Consider the following 19,283-nt stretch of genomic DNA (forward strand, 5'->3'; position numbering starts at 1 on the left):
TGCCGCGTGATGACACAAAGCTAATTTATTCCGTCCGGGCACGGAAAAGGGGAGAGGGACATGGCCGTCAGGCAGAATCCGAAACGGGAAAAACAGATCGAAAGCGCACGCAAGATCGTTGCTGCGAGCAAGGGGCCGCATCTCGACCCGCTCATCCTGTTCGCCCGGGCCAGCACTGACGACCTCGAAAGCTATACGCCGGAAATGCTGGCGCTTTCCGCCAATCATGCAGCCGAGCGGCTGATGGCCTGGACCCGGATTCGGGCCGATATCACGGTCGAACCGATCGCCGGTGTCGCGCCGGACGGTATTCCGGTCTCGGTGCTGACCGTCGTCGACCGCAACATGCCCTTCCTCTTCGACTCGGTCATGGGCGAGGTGACCGCAACCCACCGCGATCTTACCATGGCGGTTCATCCGATCCTGGTCGTGGAGCCCGGCAAGGACCCGGCGCTCCGCTCCAACGAACAGCCCGGTAACCCGGCTCATCATGTGAGCCTCATCCAGATCCATCTGTCGCCGCTCAACGAGGAACAGGCGGCTTCGCTCACCGAGCGTATTCGTTACATCCTCGACCAGGTGCATCTGTCGATCACCGACTGGGGCTCCATGCTGGAAGTCCTCGACGGCGCCGCCAAGCAGCTCAACAACTCGACAAGCCGCCGCAAGGCCGACCGCGACGAGGCGCTCGCCTTCCTGGACTGGCTGCGCGACGACAACTTCACCTTCCTTGGCATGCGCGAATACGTCTATTCCGGCAAGGGCACTGAGGCCAAGGTCGAACGCGGCAAGGGCCGCGGTCTCGGCATCCTCTCCGATCCGGATGTTCTGGTGCTGCGCCAGGGCAAGGACGCGGTGACGACCACCCCGGAAATCCTCGAGTTCCTCGACGGCCCCGATTTCCTGATTGTCACCAAGGCGAACGTGAAATCCGTGGTGCACCGCCGCGCCTATATGGATTATGTCGGCGTCAAGCGCTTCGACGAACAGGGCGAAGTTGTCGGCGAACTTCGTGTCGTCGGCCTTTTTACGGCAACCGCCTATACTCACTCCGTCCGCGACATCCCTCTCCTGCGCGCCAAGACCGGCCGGGTCGAAGAGCAGTTCGGCTTCGACCCCGACAGCCATTCCGGCCGAATGCTGGAAAACACGCTCGAATCCTATCCGCGCGACGACCTTTTCCAGATCGATGTCGATCTGCTCGCCCGCTTCTGCGAGCAGATCATGGCATTGAGCGAGCGTCCGCGCGTCCGGGTCCTGCCGCGCATCGACCATTTCGACCGTTTTGTCTCGGTGATCGTCTACGTGCCCCGCGAGGACTACAATTCCCTCGTCCGCGAAAAGGTCGGCGACTACCTGACCAAGGTCTATGATGGCCACGTCTCTGCCTATTATCCGGCTTTCCCGGAGGGCGGCGTCGCCCGCGTCCACATGATCATCGGCAGGCGCGGCGGCAAGACCCCGAGGATAGCGCAAGCCAAGCTCGAGGAAGCGATCCGGCTCATCGCCACGCCCTGGGAAGACCGCTTCGCAGCGCTTGCGGAGAAGGGGCCGCGGCTCACCGTCACCCAGGCCTTCCAGGAAGCCTTCTCGCCCGAGGAAACCTTCGCCGACCTGCCCGACATCGCCGCTTGCGCCGCCGGCGAAACGATCCGCATCGCCTTCTATCGCCGCCCGGGCGACCCCGCCAGCACCGTGTCGCTGAAGATCTTCCACAAGGACCGGCATCTGTCGCTCTCCCGGCGTGTGCCGCTCCTCGAAAATCTCGGGTTCCACGCCGTCAGCGAGCAGACGTTCGAAATCCAGGTGGGGCCGGAAAACGACCGCAGCCAAGTCGTCCTCCACGACATGGAACTGCAGCTCGGTGATGGGCGTGAGGTTGACCTGTCGCGTGAAGGCTTGGCTCTGGAAGAGGCCTTCCTCTCAGCCTTCGAAGGCCTGATCGACAATGACGGCTTCAACCGGCTGGTTCTGCTGGCCGGCCTGTCAGCTCGCGAAGTCACGGTGCTGCGTGCATATTCCCGTTATCTGCGGCAGACCGGCATCGTTTATTCGCAGGCCTATATCGGCGATACGCTGGTGAAATACCCGGCCATATCCGCCGCCATCTTCCGCCTCTTCCGCGATGGTTTCGACCCCAAGATCACTGAGAAGGCCCGCGTCAAGAAACTCACCGACCATCATGCGGAGATCGAGGAAGCGCTCGGCAACGTGCCGAACCTCGACGAGGACCGCACGCTTCGTCGTTTCGTCAATGCGGTCGATGCGACGCTCAGGACCAACTACTTCCAGCGCGACCCCAATGGGGCTCCATACCGGATGTTCGCCTTCAAGCTCGATCCGAAGCTGCTGGACGGCCTGCCGGAACCCCGGCCCTTCCGTGAAATCTTCGTCTACGGCACCGAGGTCGAAGGCGTGCATCTGCGCTTCGGCAAGGTCGCTCGCGGCGGGCTGCGCTGGTCGGACCGCGGCGAGGATTACCGCACCGAAATCCTTGGCCTTGTAAAGGCACAGCAGGTCAAGAACGCCGTCATCGTGCCGGTTGGCGCCAAGGGCGGCTTCTTCCCGAAGATGCTGCCGCCGGCAAGCGCGCGTGACGCGTTCTTCAATGCCGGCCGGGAAGCCTACAAGACCTTCATCCGCACCCTTTTGTCGATCACCGACAATATCGTCGGCGCCGACATCGTCGGGCCGCCGGATACGATCCGCCTCGATGGCGACGACCCCTATTTCGTGGTTGCCGCCGACAAGGGTACGGCGACCTTCTCCGACACCGCCAACGGCCTGGCGCAGGAAGCCGGCTTCTGGCTGGACGATGCCTTCGCCTCCGGCGGTTCGGTCGGTTACGACCACAAGAAGATGGGCATCACCGCCCGCGGCGCCTGGGAGGCCGTGAAGCGGCATTTCCGCGAGAAGGACATCGACATCCAGACGACGCCATTCACGGTCGCCGGGGTCGGCGACATGTCCGGCGACGTCTTCGGCAACGGCATGCTGCTGTCGCGCAAAATCCGCCTCATCGCCGCCTTCGACCACCGTGATATCGTCATCGATCCGGATCCGGATATCGAAAAGTCATTCGCGGAACGCGAACGCATGTTTGCCCTGCCCCGCTCGAGCTGGCAGGATTACGACAAGTCGGTCCTTTCCGAAGGCGCAATGATCATTTCCCGCTCGGAGAAGTCGGTCAAGCTCACCAAGCAGGCGGCGGCCGCGATCGGCATCGACAAGACGACCGCAACGCCTTTCGAGATCATGACCGCGATCCTGAAAAGCCCGGTCGACCTTCTCTGGTTCGGCGGCATCGGCACCTATATCAAGGCGGCCTCCGAGACCGATACGGAAGTCGGCGATCGCGCCAATGACCCGATCCGCATCACCGCGGCTGAAGTGCGCGCCAGCGTCATCGGCGAAGGCGCCAATCTCGGCATGACCCAGAAGGGCCGTATCGCCTACTCCCTGAATGGCGGGCGCTGCAATTCGGATGCGATCGACAATTCCGCCGGCGTCAACTGCTCCGACGTCGAGGTCAACATCAAGATCGCCCTCAATTCGGCCATGCAGGACGGCCGCCTGACCCGCGACAAACGCAACCAGCTTCTCGCCTCGATGACCGAGGAAGTCGGCCACTTGGTTCTGCGCAACAACTATCTGCAGCCGCTGTCGATCTCGCTGACCGAACGCAAGGGTACCGGCAACCGCGAAGAGCTTTCACGGCTGATGTCCGTGCTGGAATCGCAAGGCCAGCTCAATCGCAAGGTCGAAACTCTGCCCGACGACGCGGAGCTTGCGGAGCGTTATTCCTCCGGCAGACCGCTGACCCGACCGGAAATCGGCGTGTTGCTCTCCTATTCGAAGATCGTCCTGTTCGACGCCCTGCTCGACAGCAGCCTGCCGGATGACCCCTATTTCTCGGCTGTCCTGAAGGCCTATTTCCCGGCCAAGATGCAGAAGGCTTACACGGGAGATATCCAGTCCCACCGCCTGCATCGAGAAATCGTCGCCACCACGCTCGCCAACGAGGCGATCAACCGCGGCGGCCCGGGTTTCATACAGCAGATGAGCGACATGACCGGTGCCACGGCGGCAAATGTCGTCAAGGCTGCCTTCCTTGCCCGCGACGGCTTCGAACTTCCCAAGCTCTGGGCCGAGATCGATGCGCTGGATGGAAAAATCCCCGGCCAGCTGCAGAACGATCTCTACGCCCGCACCACCGAGACCTTCGCGGAAGCGACCCACCTCATCCTGCAGACGCAGGTCGGCAGCGGTGATGTGGACGGCGCGATGAGCCGCCTCAAGGCCGCGATCAAGGGGCTGCGCTCGTCGCTCGCGGGCGAAGATTTCGTGGAAACCGCAGCCCGCGCCTCGGAACTCGAAGCGCAGGGCATACCGGCATCGCTTGCCCGTGAAATCCTGTTGCTGTCGACGCTGGTCCTGGTGCCGGAGATCATGCTGATCGCCGACCGCACCGGCGAAACCATGGCGCGCGCCACCGAAAGCTATTTCACCGTTACCGAAACCTTCCGCATCAACCGGCTGATCGGCGCAGGCGAACGCATCAGCACCTCGGAACACTATGAGAGCCTGGCGCTCTCCCGTAGCCTGCAGCAGCTCGCCTCGGCGCGCCGCGATATCGTCATCGCCGCGATGACTGCCCATCCGAAGGAGAAAAAGCCGCTGGAAGCTTGGGTCGGCGGCGATCGGGTGCGAGTGAACCGCATCGGCGCCGAACTGGTGACCTTGAGCGAAAGCGGTGAACTGACGCTTCCCAAGATCACCGTCGCGGCCGGCCTCCTGAGCGATCTTGCGCACGGTCGGGCGATGTAGGACAACGGACCGAACTGGCTGATCCGGGGGAAAAATGGCCGTTATTGATGTGGACGATGCGCCGGTGAAAACGAGCCGGCGCGGCATCTGGGGCTGGATGTTCTTCGATTGGGCAGCCCAGCCGTTTTTTACCGTCGTCACCACCTTCATCTTCGGTCCCTATTTCGTTGCGCGGCTGACCGAGGATCCGGTTTCCGCACAGGCGGCGTGGAGCAACATGGCGACGATCTCGTCGCTGGTCATCGCCGTCTTCTCCCCGGTCCTCGGTTCGATCGCCGACCAGGCCGGTCCGCGGAAACCCTGGATCGCCTTTTTTGCGGTGATCAAGATCGTTTGTGTTTCGGCCCTCTGGTTCGCGGCGCCCGGCTCGCCGATCATCTGGCCGATGATCTTCATGATCTTCGCGTCGATCGCCGCGGAATTTTCGACCGTCTTCAACGATTCGATGATGCCGCGGCTGGTCTCCAAGGACGATGTCGGCCGCATTTCCAACGTCGCCTGGGGGCTCGGTTATCTCGGCGGCATGATCGTACTGATCGCCGTCGTGGCGCTGCTCGCCGCCAATCCCGAAAGCGGCAAAACGCTGATCGGCATCCCCCCGCTTTTTGGCCTCGACCCGCATCTCGGCGAAGACGCGCGCATCACCGGGCCGATCTCGGCCTTCTGGTATTTCCTCTTTATCCTGCCGATGTTCTTCTTCACGCCCGACGCCAAGAAAGGTCTGCCGCTCGCCGCGGCGGTCCGCTCCGGCATAAGGGAGCTCAGCGGCACGCTGCGGGACCTGAGGCAGCGTACCGGCATCACGAAATTCCTGGTCGCCCGCATGCTTTACCAGGACGGCGTCAACGGCCTGCTGATCCTCGGCGGCACGTTCGCAGCCGGCATGTTCGGCTGGGCGACGATCGAGATCGGCATCTACGGCATCATCCTGAACGTCGTGGCGATCTTCGGCTGCATCGTCGCCGGCTGGCTCGATCGCCTGCTCGGCTCGAAGATCGTCGTGATCATCAGCCTCGTTCTGTTGCTGGTGGCAACCCTCGGCATCATTTCCACCGGCCCCGGCTTCGTCTTTTTCGGCCTTCTGCCGCTCTCGGCAGAGGACAGCGGCGGCCTGTTCGGCACCGCAGCCGAAAAAGCCTATATCCTGTTCGGATTGCTGATCGGCCTCGCCTTCGGCCCCGTCCAGGCTTCGTCCAGGTCCTATCTCGCCCGCAGCGTCAGCCTTTCCGAGACCGGCCGCTATTTCGGCATCTACGCGCTCTCCGGCCGCGCAACGAGCTTTCTCGCCACCCTGTTCTTTTCAGTGATGACCTATGCCAGCGGTTCAGCCCGGCTCGGCATGGCGACGCTGCTGATCTTCCTCGTGGCCGGGTTGCTGATGCTGTTTGCGACGCCTTATCCGGCCAACAGGAAGTAGGCGGGTAGCTTTCTGGTTGGGATGTGGATCCTCGGGTCGAGCCCGAGGATGACGGAGTATGCGGAAGCGCATGGCGAAAACAGGAAGCGTTACAGCTGACCCAAATGCTGCTTTGGGTGGCTCTCAAAAACCTCCCCGCCGTCATCCTCGGGCTTGACCCGAGGATCCACGCCGCACGCTCAGAGCATACCATCCAGCAACATCAGTGCCGGAAATGCCGCATTCCGGTAAACACCATCGCCACGCCATGTTCGTCGGCAGCGGCGATCACCTCGTCGTCACGCATCGAACCACCCGGTTGGATAACCGCCGTGGCGCCAGCCGCAATCGCCGACAGCAGGCCGTCCGCGAACGGGAAGAACGCTTCCGAGGCGACCGCGGAACCCTTGGTCATCGGTTCGGCCCAGCCCATCGCCTTTGCCGCTTCTTCCGCCTTGATGCCGGCGATGCGGGCGGAATCGATGCGGCTCATCTGGCCAGCACCGATGCCGGCCGTCTGGCCGTTCTTGGCGTAGACGACCGCATTCGACTTCACGTGCTTGGCGACCTTGAAGGCGAACTTCATGTCTTCGAGTTCGGTCGGCGTCGGAGCGCGCTTGGTGACGACGCGCAGGTCGATATCCTCGACCATGCCGTTGTCGCGGGTCTGGACCAGCAGGCCGCCTGAAACGGTCTTCGCGGTCAGGCCGCGCGAGCGCGGGTCCGGCAGGCCGCCGGTCACCAGCAGACGCAGGTTCTTCTTGGCGGCGATGATCGCCTGAGCCTCGTCGGAAACCGCTGGCGCAATGATCACTTCCGTGAACAGCTTGACGATCTCTTCGGCCGTCTCGGCGTCCAAAAGCTGGTTGACCGCGATGATGCCGCCGAAGGCCGAGGTGGAATCGCAGGCGAGCGCCCTGAGATAAGCTTCCTTGAGGCTCGGACCCGTTGCCACGCCGCAGGGGTTGGCGTGCTTGATGATCGCGCAGGCCGGCGCCTTTTCGGGCGAGAACTCGGCGATCAGCTCGAAAGCGCCGTCGGTGTCGTTGATATTGTTGTAGGAGAGCTGCTTGCCCTGCAGCAGTTTTGCGGTCGCGACACCGGGGCGGTTTTCACCGGTCACGTAGAAGCCGGCGCTCTGGTGCGGATTCTCGCCATAACGCATCTCTTCCTTCAGCACGCCGCCGATTGTGCGGTAGCGCGGGATCTCGATGTCAAGCGCTTCGGCGAACCAGTTCGAGATCGCCGTGTCGTAGGCGGCGGTGCGGGCATAGGCCTTCGCCGCGAGCTTCTGGCGGAAGGCATAGACCGTCTGGCCATCGTTCGAACGCAGCGCCTCGATGAGGGCAGGATAGTCGGAAGGATCGGTAACGGTGGTCACATAGGCATGATTCTTGGCCGACGCGCGGATCATCGCCGGACCGCCGATATCAATATTTTCGACCGTCGTCGGGTAGTCGCCGCCAGCGGCGCGCACTTCCTCGAACGGGTAGAGATTGATGACGGTAAGATCGATGCCCTCGATGCCGTGTTCCTTCATCGCCGCGACATGTTCCGCATCGTCGCGGATCGCCAGCAGGCCACCATGTACCGTCGGATGCAGCGTCTTCACCCGGCCATCCATGATTTCCGGAAAACCCGTGACTTCGGATACGTCGGTAACGGCAAGACCGGCGGCAGCGATCGCCTTGTGGGTACCACCCGTCGACAACAGCTTCACGCCCTGCTCGGTGAGCGCCTGGGCAAGCTCGATGATACCGGTCTTGTCGGAGACCGAGAGCAGTGCGGTGCGAATCCTGATGCGATCGGGAGCGGGGATTTTCTTGGAAACGACGGCCATCGGTCTCTCCTGGAAACGCGCCGCGGAACCCGGCGCAAAGGTAAGATGGCCGCCCGTTAGCACAGCTTGGCAGAAGAAGAAACGGCCTATTCGCCGCGTCTCAGCATCCAGCGTATTTCCGAGGTCTCCGGCGGAGAAAACTCGATGACCAGCTGCTGGCTCGGCCGCACCCCGGAGACGTCCGCAAAGAAGATATCTTCATCGATCATTACCTGAAGCCCCGGTGCCGCAAAGATCCAGGTCTCGCCATCCGGCGCACGCATGGTGACGCTTTCCTCGTCCCGCCGCGAGAGCGTGATCACGGGATGGATGTGGAAACGTGCAACCGCGAAGAAAGCCTCGTTATCGGGCGCCTCGCCCTCGGGCAGGAAAAGCCGGTCATGTCCCTTGATCTTGTTGCCCTTCGCATTGAGGCCGATTTCACGCTCGTGGAAATAACCGAACTGATGGACGTAGCCGTCATGGCTGGCGCGCAGCCAGTCATTGCCATGCATGTCGTCCCAGCGCTCCACCTCCACCTCCGAAACGCCGCCGAGCAGCATGGAGCCCGCGAAGCGGGACCGGATGATACGGCTGGACGATGTCTCGTTGAGCGTCACAGTCGAATGGGCAGGCGTCGAACGCGCCATATGCCGGTAGTTTCGTCCGGCATATTTCGGCGAGCCGCAATTGACGATGAAACGATGCCGGCCGGCCGACATCTCGAAGGAAAGACAACCCGCATGCGCGCCGCGGGAAAGCCCGGGGGACAGCGGACGACCGGTATCGACGATCAGCGTCGTGCCGTCCGCCGAGAGGCGATGATAGTTCATGTGCGGCAGCGCCTTGAACGGCTTGCCCGCCGTTTCGTCATAGCGCAGCACCGACATCAGCTCGCTCGCGGGCGTCGAGCTCGCACCGTTGAACAGCGCCAGATCGCCATCCTGGTGCCGGAAGAAGCGGAGCGCCGGATACATGCGATCGATCGTCGGGATGAGTTTTTGCGGCAGGTCGTGGCCGAGATTGATATAGGTCTGGCGAAGCGGCAGGAGATCGATCAGCAGGTCGAGCACCGCACGTGGATTGCGCGACACATGCCCGCCATCGGCAAGGATCTGGCGTTCCAGCTCCCGATCCAGCCGCCTGCCCTCACGACGGATATAGGCAGCCCGCGTCGGCATCGAGATCGAGGCCATGGCAAGCGCGATCCGAAGCCTCAGCCGCGTATCGCCCTCCGGCGTGCAGCCGGCTATCTTTCTCAGATAACGGACCTGGTAGGCGAGGCTTTTCATGAAGCGGCGGTAGAATCCGGCCTCTGCGCCCTGCAGCACCACCGTGGAATGCGAAAGCCAGGCGATCACCCGTTCCGCCGCGACATGCGCCTCCCAGGCAATGCCTTGCGGATCTCGGCCATAAAGCGCGATCCAGTCGGCGACCACCTGGCGGGCGCTGGCACAGGCAGCTTCCGTCTTGTTGGTGCGGATATGGCGCAGCCAGGCAAACGAATGCAGCCGCTCCGCCGCCGCCCGGGACGGCAGCTCGACGGAGAATGGCGATTGGCCATAGGTTTCGAGAATCCGCCCCGCGAGAGGGAACCGACCTTCCAGGATTTCCTCCGCCACGAACGGGTCGAGTGCGCGCAGATCCGTCGGCGCGACAATCAGCCGATCCGGCACCTGCATGGAAAACGAGGTCACGGCCAGGCGAAATCCGGCGGAACGCCGGCAAAGGCGCCGCCAGATTTCCCGCAAGCCGAAGGACAAAAGCCTCCGGCGATCCGCGAGCCGCATCTTCAATCTGGACACTCCGCAGGAATCAGCCTCCGCCCCGCCGGCGGGAATCAACTATTAGATTGTTCGAAAGTATCGGTCCGTATGGTGAAGAAAGCCTTACCGGACCTGGAGCACGCTTGCGAAGAAGCCATCCATGCCGCCCACAAAATTTTCGCTGGCGGGCAGCATGGCCGGCGTAGTGCGGAATTCACCGAGCGGCGAGATCGCCCCTTCCAGCCCCGGCCAATCGTTGGGATCGACGGCCAGGCGTTTCAATTCCGGATGGTCCTTCAGCACGCGCACGACCAGTTCCTCCCCCTCCAACGAATCAAGCGAGCAGTTGGAGAAAACGATAAGGCCGCCCGGTTTCACCAGCGTGACGGCATGGCGCAGCATCTTTTCCTGCAGAGCCGCAAGCTTCGCCACATCCTCCGGCCCCTTGGTCCAGAGCACGTCCGGATGCCGGCGCGTCGTGCCGGTCGAGGAGCAGGGCGCGTCCAGCAGCACGCCATCCAGCAGTTCCGCCGGCTTGAATTCGAAAAGGTCGCCGCCGACCAGCTCCGCCTCGTAGCCGAGCCGCCCGAGATTTTCCTTGAGCCGTGCCAACCGGTTGACCGATTGCTCGACCGCGATCACCTTGGCACCGGCCGCAATCAGCTGCGCGGTCTTGCCACCGGGCGCCGCGCAGAGATCCGCGACCTTCTTGCCCTTCAGATCGCCGAACAGCTTTGCCGGAATGCTGGCCGCAACATCCTGCACCCACCACACGCCATCTTCGAACCCTTCGAGCGCAGAAACCGCACCGTCAAAGGCCGCAAGGCGAATGCTGCCGGTCGGCAGAACCGTGCCGCCGAGCTTTTCAGCCCAGGCAGCTGGATCGGATTTGACCGTCAGGTCGATGGCGGCCGGAACGAGTTGGGCTTCGGCGATACGATCCGCTTCCACCTCGCCATAAAGGGCGACCAGGCGCTTGCGGAACCAGGCGGGCACCGGCGAGATGCTGGCGGTCGTGGCAAGGATCTCGTCCTTCTCCCGGTCCAGCCGGCGCAGGACAGCATTCACCAGCTTGGCGAAACGGCGGTTGCGCGGATCACGGTTGGCCTGTTCGACCGCAAGGTCGACGGCAGCATGCGGCGGCACGTCGAGATGCAGGATCTGCGCAGCAGCAATCACCAGCACGTGGTGAAGCGCCCGAGCGCCTTCCGGCAGCGGCGTGTCGATCAGCGATGCGATCGCCGCCTCGATGCGCGGCAGATGACGAAGTGCGGTATTGAGAATGGCGCGTGTCAGCGCCCGGTCGGCATCGCCCAACGCCCGATAGGCCGGATTGCCATGAACGAGATCGAGCATGCCGTCGAGCGAGATTTTTCGGTCGATGACGGCCGCCAGAAGCTTGGCGGCTGTGACACGAACTTCGAGACCTGCCTTGAAGGGACCGCTCTCCTTCTCCGAGTGAGCCGGTTTCCTGCGCTGTTCGGCTGGTTTGCCCGCTGGCTTGTATGGCTTCTTGTTTTTTTTGTCTTCGTTCAAGACCAGGGACCTTTGCGCGGTTCATCCGAGCCGCGGCCCCAACCGGTATTCGGAACGGAGCGCGCGGTGCGCTGCGGTCTATCAGTCCGGAACTGCGCCGTCGAGGCACCACCGGAGAACTCACCGGCCATCTGCTGGAGCGCGGCGATACGGTTTCCGGTGTCCGGGTGAGTCGAGAACAGATTGTCCATCCGCTCGCCCGACAGCGGGTTGATGATGAACATATGCGCCGTCGCCGGATTGCGCTCGGCCTCGTAGTTCGGGATCTGATGCGCCGCACCGGCGATCTTGCCGAGTGCGGAGGCAAGCCACAGCGGATTGCCGCAGATCTCGGCGCCGCGACGGTCGGCCGAATATTCGCGCGTCCGGCTGATCGCCATCTGCACCAGCATCGCCGCGAACGGAGCGACGATCATTGCCACCAGCACGCCGACGAAACCGAGCGGATTGTTGTTTTCGCGATTGCCGCCGAAGAAGAAGGCGAAATTGCCGAGCATCGAGATCGCGCCGGCAAGCGTCGCGGTGATCGTCATCGTCAGCGTATCGCGGTTCTGGATATGCGCGAGCTCATGCGCCATCACGCCCGCCACTTCCTCGTGCGTCAGCCGCTGCATCAGCCCGGTGGAAGCCGCAACGGCGGCGTTCTGCGGGTTGCGGCCGGTCGCAAAGGCGTTCGGCTGCGGATTGTCGTAGACATAGACTTTTGGCATCGGCAGGCCGGCATTGGCCGAAAGATCGCGGATCATGTTGTAGAATTCCGGCGCGCTGCGCGCATCCACTTCCTGCGCATGATAGGCCGACAGCACCATCTTGTCGGAATTCCAGTAAGAAAACAGGTTCATGCCGGCAGCGATCACCAGCGCGATCATCATGCCGCCCGTGCCGCCGATCAGGAAGCCGATCCCCATGAACAGGGCCGTCATGAAGGCCAGAAGCATGGCGGTGCGCATCACATTCATCGTCATCTCTCCCGTTGCCGATATCGCCCAAAGGCCTTTAAAGGGTTTTCCCCTAGGCGCGAACGCCTTATGATGTGGTCAATTCACCCAGAGTTTTCAATAATCCACCCGGCGAAGCCCAAAATGCAGAACGCAGATAACGACAATTCGGAAACCGCCCCGGAAGAGGAAGCTCCCAGGAAACCGCTTTCCCCGGCTGCCGAGCGCGCCCTGAAGGAAGCCGAAGAGCGCCGTCAGGCGGCGGCCAAGGCCGAAATGCCCGAAGAATTCGGCGGCCGCGGCGGCGCCGACCCCGCCCGCTTCGGCGACTGGGAGATCAACGGCCGGGCGATCGATTTCTAAGTAAATATTCCTATTGACTTCCTCCATGGATCGGAATTTATTCCTTTCCATGTTCAAGTCGCTCCTGATTCTCACTGGCATCGCCGCGGTGTTCACCACCGGAGTTGAAGCGCGCGACGAGATCCCGGGACCGGTGACGGCGGAAATCCTGCGGGTTATCGACGGCGATACGTTGCTGGTCGAAGCGCAGCCCTGGCCGCAGCAGAAGATGGAAGTTTATGTCCGTATTCGGGGCATCGATGCGCCGGAGCTGAAATCGAAATGCGAGCGGCTGCGCGAAGCGGGCCTCGACGCCCAGCGCGCGCTTGAAGCGCTCACCGCCCAATCACGTAAAATTCAGCTCATCCATATTTCCGGCGATAAATATTTCGGTCGCATCGTCGCTGACGTCGTGCTCTCCGATGGCCGCAGCGCCGGCGGCGACCTGCTGCTCGCGGGCCTCGTGCAGCCCTATGACGGCGGACGCAAGCCGCGCGAGGTCTGCGAAGCAGGCTAGCGCAATCTTGAGATTTAAGTGGTTGCTTGCTTTAGAGACGTCGCAAACCTACCGTTACGGCGGGGGTAAGTATGAAGCGACTCACTATTTCTGTCCTGTTTATAGCTGGTTTCGCTGCCTCGGTTGCCGAAGCAAAGACCTGCAAGGAAGTCGACAGCTGCGAAGAAGCCGTGAAAATCTGGTGTGACGGCTATCGTCGGGCGGATGCCGATAAGGATGGCATTCCTTGCGAAAACGTCTGCCGCGCGCGCGACCAAGTCGAAGAAATCCAATCCCGTCTCGGATGCTGAAAAGGCCGCCCGGTTTCCCGAGCAGCCTTTAAGTTCAATCAGCCCGCCTTGTTCTGGCGGTTGGCGATCAGATCGTCCACCACGCCCGGATCAGCGAGCGTCGAGATATCCCCCAGCGAGCCAAAGTCGTCCTCGGCGATCTTGCGCAGGATGCGGCGCATGATCTTGCCGGAGCGGGTTTTTGGCAGGCCGGGCGCGAACTGGATCTTGTCGGGTTGCGCGATCGGGCCGATTTCCTGGCGGACATGCTTCACCAGTTCCTGGCGCAGCGCGTCGCTGCCTTCGTGGCCGGACATCAGGGTCACGTAGCAATAGATGCCCTGGCCCTTGATATTGTGCGGATAACCGACGACCGCCGCTTCCGACACGAGATTGTGTGAGACGAGCGCCGATTCCACTTCCGCCGTGCCGAGCCGGTGACCGGAGACGTTCAGCACGTCGTCGACGCGGCCGGTAATCCAGTAATAACCGTCCTCGTCTCGCCGGCAGCCGTCACCGGTGAAATATTTCCCCTTGTAGGTGGAGAAATAGGCTTGGATGAAGCGGTCGTGGTCGCCGTAGAGCGTGCGCATCATGCCCGGCCACGCGTCGGTGATGCAGAGATTGCCGTCGGCCGCGCCTTCCAGCACCTTGCCCTCGTTATCCACCAGTTCGGGCTTCACGCCGAAGAACGGTTTGGTGGCCGAACCCGGCTTGAGGTCGGTGGCACCCGGCAGCGGGGTGATCATGTGGCCGCCGGTTTCCGTCTGCCACCAGGTATCGACGACCGGGCAGCGCTTGTCGCCGACCACGTTGTAATACCATTCCCAGGCTTCCGGGTTGATCGGTTCGCCGACCGTGCCAAGCAGGCGCAGGCTTGTCCGCGAGGAGCGTTTCACGAACTCGTCGCCGGCACCCATCAGCGAACGGATCGCCGTCGGCGCGGTGTAGAAGATGTTGACCTTGTGCTTATCGATGATTTCCCAGAAACGGCCTTGATCGGGGAAGTTCGGCACGCCTTCGAACATCAGCGAGGTGGCGCAGTTCGCCAGCGGCCCGTAGACGATGTAGGAATGGCCGGTCACCCAGCCCACATCCGCCGTGCACCAGTAGATGTCGCCGTCATGGTAGTCGAACGTATATTCGTGGGTCATCGCCGCGAAGACGAGGTAACCGCCGGTCGTGTGCAGCACGCCCTTCGGCTTTCCGGTCGAGCCCGAAGTGTAGAGGATGAACAGCGGATCTTCCGCCTTCATCTTCGCCGGCTCGCAGTGCTCCTTCACGGTGGCGATTTCCTGGTGGTACCAGAGGTCGCGGCCAGGCGCCCAGCCGGTCTTGCCGCCAGTGCGGCGCACCACCACGACCTTGTTGACGATCACGTGCTGGCGAGCCGCGATATGGATCGCCGTATCGGTATTGTCCTTGAGCGGCACCGGCTTGCCACCGCGGACGCCCTCGTCGCAGGTGATCACGAAGGTAGACTGGCAGTCGATGATGCGGCCGGCCAGCGCTTCCGGCGAGAACCCGCCGAACACGACCGAATGCACCGCGCCGATACGGGCGCAGGCGAGCATCGCATAGGCCGCTTCGGGGATCATCGGCATGTAGATGGTGACGCGGTCGCCCTTCTTGACGCCGTGTTTCTTCAAGACGTTGGCCAGCCGGCAGACCTGATCGTAAAGCTGGTTATAGGTGATCTTCTTGTCGATATAGGGGTTGTCGCCCTCCCAGATCAGCGCTGTGCGCTCTCCATGGGTCTTCAGGTGGCGGTCGATGCAGTTGTAGGAAACGTTGGTCAGACCGTCCTCGAACCATTTGATCGAGACCTTGCCCTTGAAGGAGGTGTTCTTGACTTTGGTATAGGGCTTGAACCAGTCAATGCGCCTGCCGTGTTTGCCCCAGAACTTGTCCGGATCCTCGACGCTCTCCTCGTACCACTTCTCGTATCTATCCTTGTCGATGAGCGCTTTCGCTTTGGCGGACTTGAGAACCGGGTAGACTTTTTCCGACATGAACACCTCCCTGAATTGGCACGCATAACGACGCATCGAGCCGTCAGCGATATGTGCCGCATTCATAACAGGTGAGGCAAGAGCGGCAATTAGACAAACGGTTCATCTCGGTGCGACGATCTCGCTTCAAAGATTTGCAATTCTGTCCCAATTCGATTATAGGGCGGTAAATTCCCGGAAATTGTGGTTGATACCCACGGCCCGCGACACCGGCGCGGACGGACAGAGGACCTATACCCATGGCTCAACAATTGCTCATGCCGAAGGCGACCGCTGTATGGCTGGTCGACAATACCGCGCTTTCCTTCGAACAGATCGCCAATTTCTGCAAGCTCCACCCGCTCGAGGTGAAAGCCATTGCGGATGGCGAAGCGGCGCAGGGCATCAAGGGCCTCGACCCGATCGCAACAGGCCAGCTTTCGCGCGATGAAATCGAGCGCGGCGAAAAGGACATCAACCACAAGCTGAAGCTGTCCGAGCCGAAGGTTCGCGTGCCGGAATCGAAACGCCGCGGCCCGCGCTATACGCCGGTCTCCAAGCGCCAGGATCGCCCGAACGCCATTCTCTGGCTGGTTCGCAACCATCCTGAACTCAAGGACGCGCAAATCTCCCGCCTCGTCGGCACCACCAAGTCGACGATCGAGCAGATCCGCGAGCGCACCCACTGGAACTCGACCAACCTGACGCCGATGGATCCGGTGACGCTTGGCCTCTGCAGCCAGATCGACCTCGACCTCGAAGTCGAGCGCGCTTCCAAGGGTCGTCCGCTGCCGACCGCCGCCGAACTCGGCGCTTCCCTGCAGCCGGCGAGCGAAACCGAAAACCTCGGTTTCAATTATCGCAACGAGCGCGAGGAAGAGAAGGAAAAGGAGATCGACGCGGACGCCGTTTTCGCCAAGCTCTCGTCGCTCAAGTCCACCCGTCGCGACGACGACGAGGAAGACGACCGCTTCTGATCGAACCATTTCGATTGCATTCAAGAAGCCCCGGAGACGATCCGGGGCTTCTTTCGTTCAGGCACTCTGTTTGAGGCCGCTCCCTTCGCGGGCGTAGCCGTTCGCCTTCAGGATCGCGGTGATCTCGTCCAGCACCGTCGCATCCTCGATCGTTGCCGGCATTTTCCACGGCATGTCGTCGGCAATCTTCTGCATCGTGCCGCGCAGGATCTTGCCCGATCGGGTCTTCGGCAGCTTATGAACCACCATCACCGTCTTGAACGCCGCCACCGGGCCGATCTCGTTGCGCACCAGCTCGGCCACTTCTCTCGCAATATCAGTGATTTCCCGTGAAACATGGTTCTTCAGCACCATGAAGCCGCAGGGGATTTGCCCCTTGGTGGCATCATGGACGCCGATTACCGCGCATTCTGCGACATCGGGATGTTTGGCGCAGACTTCCTCCATTGCCCCGGTCGAAAGCCGATGGCCGGCGCAGTTGATGATGTCATCGGTGCGCGCCATCACGAAGATATAACCGTCCTCGTCCATCACCCCGGCATCGGCCGTCTTGTAATACCCCGGGAACTCGTCAAGGCAAGCCTCGCGGAACCGCTGGTCGGCATTCCAGAAGCTGACGAGGCAGCCGGGCGGCAGCGGCAGCTTGATGACAATATTGCCGAGCGTCCCGCGCGGCACCGGATGGCCGGCATCGTCCAGCACGTCGAGCGCATAACCGGGCATCGGCCGCGTCGGCGAACCGTGCTTGACCGGCATCAGACCGAGCCCGACCGTGTTGGCGGCTACAGGCCAGCCCGTCTCCGTCTGCCACCAGTGATCGATCACCGGAATCTTAAGCTTCTGCTCGGCCCATTTCAGTGTTTCCGAATCGGCCCGCTCACCGGCGAGGAACAGGGCGCGCATCCCGGTCAGATCGTATTTTTCGACCAGTTCGCCCTCCGGATCGTCACGACGGATCGCCCGAAAAGCCGTCGGCGCCGTGAACAGCACTTTCACGTCGTGATCGCTGACGACCCGCCAGAACGTGCCGGCATCCGGCGTGCCCACCGGCTTGCCCTCGAAGATCACGCTCGTATTGCCGGCGAGCAGCGGCCCGTAGACGATATAGGAATGGCCGACCACCCAGCCGATATCGGATGCAGTCCAGAACACCTCCCCCGGCTTGACGCCAAAGATGTTCTCCATGCTCCAATGCAGCGCCACCATGTGCCCGCCATTGTCGCGCACGACGCCCTTGGGCTGGCCGGTCGTTCCGGACGTGTAGAGGATGTAGAGCGGATCGGTCGCCTTGACCGCCACGCATGGTACGTCCCTGCCCCGCGCCTTCTCCACCGCCTCCGAGAAATCCAGCTCTCCCCGCTCCGACCGCAGCTCCACCTGGAGCTGTTCGCGCTGCAGGATGAGGCAATGTTCGGGTTTTACCCGGGCAAGCTCGATCGCCTGGTCGAGCAGCGGCTTATAGGCGACCGTGCGGCCAGGCTCGAGGCCGCAGCTCGCGCTGATCACCAGTTTCGCTTCCGAATCGTTCAGCCGCGCCGCCAGCTCCTGCGCCGCAAAGCCGCCGAACACCACCGAATGCACCGCCCCGAGCCGGGCACAGGCAAGCATCGAGAAGACCGCTTCCGGCACCATCGGCATGTAGATCACGACCCGATCGCCTTTCTCGATGCCGAGATCCCGCATCACGGCGGCGATCGCCGTCACCTCCTCGAGCACCTCGGCATAGGTGAAGCTGTTCTGCCTTCCCGTCATGGCGCTGTCGTGGATGAAGGCGCGCTGTTCGCCACGCCCTGCGGCCACATGCCGGTCGAGGCAGTTGTGGCAGGTGTTGGTCTCCCCGCCGGTGAACCAGCGGCCATAGACCCCTTCGTCCCTGTCGAAGATTTTCTCCGGTTCCTTGAACCAGTCGATGGCAGCGGACGCGCTTCTCCAGAACCCTTCCGGATCCTTTTGCCAGCCTTCATAAACGTCGAAATAGCGGCTTTGCATCTGCACCTCCCGTCACATGAGCACAGCCCGGAATGGTCAATCTAGGGTGTGGGAGAGGTGCGGGAAAGCCCGACGAAAGCGCTAGGTCCTTGGCGAAAGCCTGTTTTCAGCGCGAGCCGAAGATGGCCGAGCCGACGCGAACGCTGGTCGCTCCGAATTCAACCGCCGTCTCGAAATCGCCGGACATCCCCATGGAGAGCTTTTCGACTCCGCATTGCACGGCAAGCTCGGCGAGCAGCGCAAAATGCGGCCCCGGATTTTCCTCAGCCGGCGGAATGCACATCAGCCCCTCGATCGAAAGCCCGAGCTCCTTGCGGCAGAACTCTACGAAGGCAACGGCCTGCTTCGGCTCGATCCCCGCCTTCTGCGGCTCAAGCCCGGTATTGACCTGCACATAGAGTTTTGGCGCTTTGCCCTGCTTGTTGATTTCGTTGGCAAGCGCGCGGGCGATCTTTTCCCGATCCACCGTCTCGATGGCATCGAACAGCGCCACGGCGTCGGCCGCCTTGTTGGATTGCAGCGGCCCGATCAGATGCAGCTCGATTTCAGGCGTCTCGGACTTCAGTTCCGGCCACTTGTCCTGGCTTTCCTGCACGCGGTTCTCGCCGAATATCCGCTGTCCCGCGGCGATTGCTGGCCGAATGTCCTGCGCTTCGAACGTTTTCGAAACCGCCACAAGCGTCACCGACCCCACCGGCCGCTTCGACAGGCGCTCCGCCTTGCCGATCCGTGCCTTCACATCCTGCAGCCGTTCTTCGACGCTCATGGCCTCTACCTTCCGCTTTTCTTGCAAGCTCAGCGCTTAGTCCTCATATAAGGCTCTGCCAAGGGTGTTTCGCCCTGAACTTGGCCTTTCCCGCCCCCGTAAAACTTGACGCTTGCCGGGTTTCATGGTGAAGGTCTCGCCCGACTCTTG

General features: G+C 62.2%; 13 protein-coding genes. 5 read left to right on the forward strand and 8 right to left on the reverse strand.

Annotation, left to right across the window (positions count from 1 at the left end; translation table 11 throughout):
• Positions 1-60 precede the first annotated feature (60 nt).
• Both MOV63_RS08190 and MOV63_RS08195 read left to right on the forward strand, forming a co-directional pair.
• Positions 61-4,827: an NAD-glutamate dehydrogenase gene (locus MOV63_RS08190; RefSeq protein ID WP_247033230.1), complete on the forward strand. Its 4,767-nt coding sequence runs from the start codon at positions 61-63 to the stop codon at positions 4,825-4,827.
• Between the two features lie 34 nt (positions 4,828-4,861).
• The gene (locus MOV63_RS08195; RefSeq protein WP_247033231.1) at positions 4,862-6,244 is read left to right on the forward strand and encodes an MFS transporter; all 1,383 of its coding nucleotides are present in this window, start codon (positions 4,862-4,864) and stop codon (positions 6,242-6,244) included.
• Positions 6,245-6,446: 202 nt separating this feature from the next.
• Here MOV63_RS08195 and purH read toward each other — a convergent pair whose 3' ends face one another.
• The 4 genes from purH to htpX form a co-directional block, all read right to left on the reverse strand.
• Positions 6,447-8,063: a bifunctional phosphoribosylaminoimidazolecarboxamide formyltransferase/IMP cyclohydrolase gene (purH, locus tag MOV63_RS08200; RefSeq protein WP_247033234.1), complete on the reverse strand. Its 1,617-nt coding sequence runs from the start codon at positions 8,061-8,063 to the stop codon at positions 6,447-6,449.
• Between the two features lie 86 nt (positions 8,064-8,149).
• Positions 8,150-9,832 (reverse strand): heparinase II/III family protein, encoded by a 1,683-nt coding sequence (locus MOV63_RS08205; RefSeq protein ID WP_247033275.1) that lies wholly within the window; start codon positions 9,830-9,832, stop codon positions 8,150-8,152.
• Between the two features lie 99 nt (positions 9,833-9,931).
• Positions 9,932-11,350 (reverse strand): RsmB/NOP family class I SAM-dependent RNA methyltransferase, encoded by a 1,419-nt coding sequence (locus MOV63_RS08210; RefSeq protein WP_247033277.1) that lies wholly within the window; start codon positions 11,348-11,350, stop codon positions 9,932-9,934.
• Positions 11,341-12,303, reverse strand: coding sequence for a zinc metalloprotease HtpX (gene htpX / locus MOV63_RS08215; protein WP_247033236.1), 963 nt, complete (start codon positions 12,301-12,303; stop codon positions 11,341-11,343). The genes MOV63_RS08210 and htpX overlap by 10 nt, the downstream gene beginning before the upstream one ends.
• 123 nt (positions 12,304-12,426) lie before the next feature.
• Here htpX and MOV63_RS08220 point away from each other — a divergent pair, with 123 nt between their 5' ends.
• Both MOV63_RS08220 and MOV63_RS08225 read left to right on the forward strand, forming a co-directional pair.
• The gene (locus MOV63_RS08220) at positions 12,427-12,645 is read left to right on the forward strand and encodes a DUF1674 domain-containing protein (RefSeq protein WP_151045313.1); all 219 of its coding nucleotides are present in this window, start codon (positions 12,427-12,429) and stop codon (positions 12,643-12,645) included.
• Between the two features lie 49 nt (positions 12,646-12,694).
• The gene (locus MOV63_RS08225) at positions 12,695-13,141 is read left to right on the forward strand and encodes a thermonuclease family protein (protein WP_247033238.1); all 447 of its coding nucleotides are present in this window, start codon (positions 12,695-12,697) and stop codon (positions 13,139-13,141) included.
• 14 nt (positions 13,142-13,155) lie between these two features.
• On the opposite strand, the gene MOV63_RS32925 is transcribed toward MOV63_RS08225, so the two are convergent.
• Both MOV63_RS32925 and acs read right to left on the reverse strand, forming a co-directional pair.
• Positions 13,156-13,413: a hypothetical protein gene (locus MOV63_RS32925; RefSeq protein WP_366518548.1), complete on the reverse strand. Its 258-nt coding sequence runs from the start codon at positions 13,411-13,413 to the stop codon at positions 13,156-13,158.
• A gap of 56 nt (positions 13,414-13,469) precedes the next feature.
• Complete coding sequence (gene acs / locus MOV63_RS08235) at positions 13,470-15,422, reverse strand: acetate--CoA ligase (RefSeq protein WP_247033240.1); 1,953 nt, start codon at positions 15,420-15,422, stop codon at positions 13,470-13,472.
• 239 nt (positions 15,423-15,661) lie between these two features.
• On the opposite strand from acs, the gene MOV63_RS08240 reads away from it, so the two are divergent.
• Positions 15,662-16,378, forward strand: a complete 717-nt coding sequence (locus MOV63_RS08240) for a DUF1013 domain-containing protein (RefSeq protein ID WP_038547321.1) — start codon at positions 15,662-15,664, stop codon at positions 16,376-16,378.
• Positions 16,379-16,435: 57 nt separating this feature from the next.
• Here MOV63_RS08240 and MOV63_RS08245 read toward each other — a convergent pair whose 3' ends face one another.
• Positions 16,436-18,367, reverse strand: coding sequence for a propionyl-CoA synthetase (locus MOV63_RS08245; protein ID WP_247033242.1), 1,932 nt, complete (start codon positions 18,365-18,367; stop codon positions 16,436-16,438).
• A 106-nt stretch (positions 18,368-18,473) separates the two neighbouring features.
• A complete protein-coding gene (locus MOV63_RS08250; RefSeq protein WP_247033243.1) occupies positions 18,474-19,133 on the reverse strand; it encodes a YggS family pyridoxal phosphate-dependent enzyme in 660 nt (219 codons plus the stop codon).
• Positions 19,134-19,283: the final 150 nt, after the last annotated feature.

It is taken from the genome of Neorhizobium sp. SHOUNA12A (assembly GCF_023006505.1).
In the GTDB taxonomy this organism is placed as follows: domain Bacteria; phylum Pseudomonadota; class Alphaproteobacteria; order Rhizobiales; family Rhizobiaceae; genus Neorhizobium.

Coding starts and splice junctions, on each gene's coding strand:
- MOV63_RS08190 (WP_247033230.1), top strand. CDS start 61: ATGGCCGTCAGGCAGAATCCGAAACGGGAAAAACAGATCGAAAGCGCA.
- MOV63_RS08195 (WP_247033231.1), top strand. CDS start 4,862: ATGGCCGTTATTGATGTGGACGATGCGCCGGTGAAAACGAGCCGGCGC.
- purH (WP_247033234.1), bottom strand. CDS start 8,063: ATGGCCGTCGTTTCCAAGAAAATCCCCGCTCCCGATCGCATCAGGATT.
- MOV63_RS08205 (WP_247033275.1), bottom strand. CDS start 9,832: ATGCGGCTCGCGGATCGCCGGAGGCTTTTGTCCTTCGGCTTGCGGGAA.
- htpX (WP_247033236.1), bottom strand. CDS start 12,303: ATGAATGTGATGCGCACCGCCATGCTTCTGGCCTTCATGACGGCCCTG.
- MOV63_RS08220 (WP_151045313.1), top strand. CDS start 12,427: ATGCAGAACGCAGATAACGACAATTCGGAAACCGCCCCGGAAGAGGAA.
- MOV63_RS08225 (WP_247033238.1), top strand. CDS start 12,695: ATGTTCAAGTCGCTCCTGATTCTCACTGGCATCGCCGCGGTGTTCACC.
- acs (WP_247033240.1), bottom strand. CDS start 15,422: ATGTCGGAAAAAGTCTACCCGGTTCTCAAGTCCGCCAAAGCGAAAGCG.
- MOV63_RS08240 (WP_038547321.1), top strand. CDS start 15,662: ATGGCTCAACAATTGCTCATGCCGAAGGCGACCGCTGTATGGCTGGTC.
- MOV63_RS08245 (WP_247033242.1), bottom strand. CDS start 18,367: ATGCAAAGCCGCTATTTCGACGTTTATGAAGGCTGGCAAAAGGATCCG.
- MOV63_RS08250 (WP_247033243.1), bottom strand. CDS start 19,133: ATGAGCGTCGAAGAACGGCTGCAGGATGTGAAGGCACGGATCGGCAAG.